We start from the raw sequence: 3251 nt of genomic DNA, 5'->3' as shown, positions 1-3251 counted from the left end.
TCCCCAAGAATTCAGCTGTTTCTTTAAGTGTTATTGCATACACATAGTCTGTCTTATTTGCACATTGTTTTATCCAACATTCAACTATATTTTCAGTTTCACTAATGTCTTTAACAGGATAGGGAAACATATATACTGTCACTTCATTTGTAAAATTATTGAAAATATCAAAAATATACTTTTGTGTAACCGGCTTGAGCATTAATCTATCTGTTTCAATATTCATTTGCAAATCCTCCGTCAAATATAAATAATTTCAACTCAACAAATATCTAATCTGTTGGCTTTGTATTCCTACCAAGCCTTTTATATGTCGTTTAATTCAGAATAGTATAACATAAAATATTATCTATTAAAATACTAAGAATCTAGCCTTTTCTGCCTCATTTTATGGCTTTTTACATCAAAAAAGAGCCCTTTTCAATAGTGTTTTCCACACTATCAATTAGGCTGTATCCTTTGGCATATCTAGTTTTATTCTATTTTCCACACATCATACCCTCAAAAATTTTCATTTTAGGCATTGTGTTTAAATGATTGGGCCCTCGTGGTAGAGATACCCCTATGTGCTAATATATTGGCTATAGGGAGGCTTATAGATTTCCCCATTAGATCTTTATATACTTCCCCCATCAAGCTTATACTGACGATATTTTAATACCTACTACCAATCCATCACACTAGTACCACATTTTACATCCTATGAATTGGTTAATATCAACGTAGCTATAATTATTCCACTACAAATACAAGCTATTAAGACATCCTCAGTATAGTTTTCTTTATTGATAGCCTTTTTAATAGCTTGAATCATCACTGCTGGAAATATGAATCCTATAAATATACTCAAATACATTAATACTACCATACTAATTCCCCCATCTATTATTCTCCTTAGAAAAATATCCTAAAAATGCTATTCCAATTTCTGTAGTACCTAATATCAATGGTATACCATCAATAGAAGAAAAAGCTATTCCACATAAAATAAAAGCTATTCCTAGCAAAATGGTTTTAATTCCTTGCACTAACTTCACCTCACCTTGATAGCAAATCTTTTAATATATATTACTACTATCACCCAACTGTAAGTTACACACTCGACAAAGCACAGTCACATTATCCAACTAGGCAAATTTCAGCTAATGTGCTAATAGATAAACTGGAATTTAATGATTCTTTAACTTTTTCCTGACAATACATTTTAAGACAATTGTAATTAGTAAAACGATAGCAGTAACCACACCATAGGCCACTATGCTTGTATACCATGGAGCAGATTGCATAGCATATAAATCAGGATATTTTCGATACTCCCAGTATACATAGATGGTATGTCCTACAATTACTCCAACAGATGAACCCATTACAACATTCAGTATGTTATTTAACCTTTTGAGCATATTGGTCTCCCTCTCCAAATTCTAATTTACCACTCCACCACACTACTATCTTTCCATTTTACAAAGTTATCTAAGCTTCTCACCACAAAATGGGCAATGTGTAATAGACTCCATTCTTCCATGCCTAACTCCAAAAGATTTTCCACAGTACGGACATCTCCAACATATAAAACTTATTGCTGCTGATACTACCATTAAACCTATTCCTATAAAGAATTGAGACATTACTACACTTTCTTTAGACTCATAGATAAATATAAAAGCAGAGGCTATAAAGCCTAGTCCAAAGTACAATAGAAATAATGCTATTTTTCTCCACCTAAATATATTCATATAATCACGCTCCCTGTATAAGAACATTATATATCAATATTCAAATTATTTCACCTATTTCCAATCTACCTTACTACTACCCCCAACCTGTAAGTTACAAGTCCTACACAATACAACTACATTCTCTTCATCTAACCTTAATTCAGGATAATCCTTAAACGATTTGATATGATGCCCTTGTAAGTTATCCGTTACAATCAACTTCCACTTACTCCAGCACCTTTCACAATAAGGATGCTCTTTCACTTTCCTGTTCCTGAATTTCTGCCACGCATAAGATGAATAAAAGCGTCTCTTCTCATCTGATACTTTCCTATTATATTTGGGTGCACATTCACACCTTTGTTTATGTAAAATGATGTTTCCACATCTACTGCAAACTTTTTTCATGATATTTCTCCAATAAAAAAGAGTAATCACATTGACTACCCTCATATATTACCATTTACTATTTTATTACTTCATGCTTAACATTCTTAAATAATATTTTTGATATGAAATACGCTGATACACCTAAAAATATTAATCCATATATTCTCTCCCCATTTATCAAATTTACATTACCGGAAACAATGCCAATGGATTCATTTCTATATGCATCTCCTAGCATGAGTGTATTTACATTGTTCCAAACTGAATGCATAACACCTACTAGAATTACATTTTTTGATAAGCTATATAAATATGTATAAGAAAAATTAACAAAAAATACACACCCAACTTGCACTGCTGTAAATATTATTGCGCCTCCTAGCCCTGCACTTAAATTAATCAAGAAAAATGCTGGTAAATGAAATAGGCACCAAACTATACCTACTATAGTATTTGCTTTCTTAAGGCCATACTTATGCTCTAATTCCACTAATAAATAGCCTCGCCAACCGTACTCCTCCCCTAATGTACTAATAGCAAAAGGAATACTCATAATCACTATAATCAATATTTGTGTGATATTACTACTTAGATCACCCGTTAGCTCTCCTGTTCCTGTAACTAAGGCCATCATCCCACACAAGCTTATAATAGTTAATGGAAATATAAAACTAAATAATATACCCTTAATACTAGGTCGATAAAAAAGAGGTTTAAATGGTTGCTTAATAGACTTATACTTAATCATAGTTATAATAAACCCCAATATTGCTGGAACCATCATTATAATAGTAGTAGCACCTATCGCCCCCTGTGGTATAAAAATTAAACTTAAAACCCAACTTATACTTAATGTAGCTACTATAAATATTTTTTCAAACATTTCACCACTCCTTATTGTACTAATCAATTAATACAATAATACATCATAACTAAAACGTCAATAACTTTTTATTTAAGTATAATTTTTAGTATTTTTATTTTATATATGATAATACCCCCAGTATTTCTACTGAGGGTTAAGTTAAGGAATGTAAAACAAAAAATATTTAAGGGTGGAGTTAAATATGAAATTTAAGACACTATTAATATAACTCTTCCACACAATAACTTATAACCCATTTTTACAATAAAAAAACAATA

The 3251-nt window shown here is 31.2% G+C and carries 7 protein-coding genes; all 7 read right to left on the bottom strand.

The window, feature by feature from the left end; genetic code table 11:
• Positions 1-226, bottom strand: a 226-nt coding sequence (locus H8718_RS19845) for a GNAT family N-acetyltransferase (RefSeq protein WP_330597791.1), incomplete at its 3' end; no start/stop codon positions are given.
• Positions 227-700: 474 nt separating this feature from the next.
• Positions 701-868, bottom strand: coding sequence for a hypothetical protein (locus H8718_RS19840; RefSeq protein WP_249334788.1), 168 nt, complete (start codon positions 866-868; stop codon positions 701-703).
• A gap of 1 nt (position 869) precedes the next feature.
• Positions 870-1028 carry a hypothetical protein gene (locus H8718_RS19835; RefSeq protein ID WP_249334787.1) on the bottom strand — a complete coding sequence of 53 codons (159 nt, stop codon included), beginning with the start codon at positions 1026-1028 and terminating at the stop codon, positions 870-872.
• A gap of 141 nt (positions 1029-1169) precedes the next feature.
• Positions 1170-1403 (bottom strand): hypothetical protein, encoded by a 234-nt coding sequence (locus H8718_RS19830; protein WP_249334786.1) that lies wholly within the window; start codon positions 1401-1403, stop codon positions 1170-1172.
• A gap of 66 nt (positions 1404-1469) precedes the next feature.
• Entirely contained in the window at positions 1470-1736 is a 267-nt protein-coding gene (locus tag H8718_RS19825) for a hypothetical protein (protein ID WP_249334468.1), read from the bottom strand.
• A 54-nt stretch (positions 1737-1790) separates the two neighbouring features.
• Positions 1791-2126: an HNH endonuclease gene (locus tag H8718_RS19820; protein WP_249334784.1), complete on the bottom strand. Its 336-nt coding sequence runs from the start codon at positions 2124-2126 to the stop codon at positions 1791-1793.
• 58 nt (positions 2127-2184) lie between these two features.
• Positions 2185-2991, bottom strand: coding sequence for a CPBP family intramembrane glutamic endopeptidase (locus H8718_RS19815; RefSeq protein ID WP_249334782.1), 807 nt, complete (start codon positions 2989-2991; stop codon positions 2185-2187).
• Positions 2992-3251 lie beyond the last annotated feature (260 nt).

Source organism: Zhenhengia yiwuensis (assembly GCF_014384995.1).
GTDB lineage: Bacteria > Bacillota > Clostridia > Lachnospirales > Cellulosilyticaceae > Zhenhengia > Zhenhengia yiwuensis.
The sequence above is the reverse complement of the archived record's forward strand: the minus strand, read 5'-3'. Positions and strand labels throughout refer to the sequence as shown.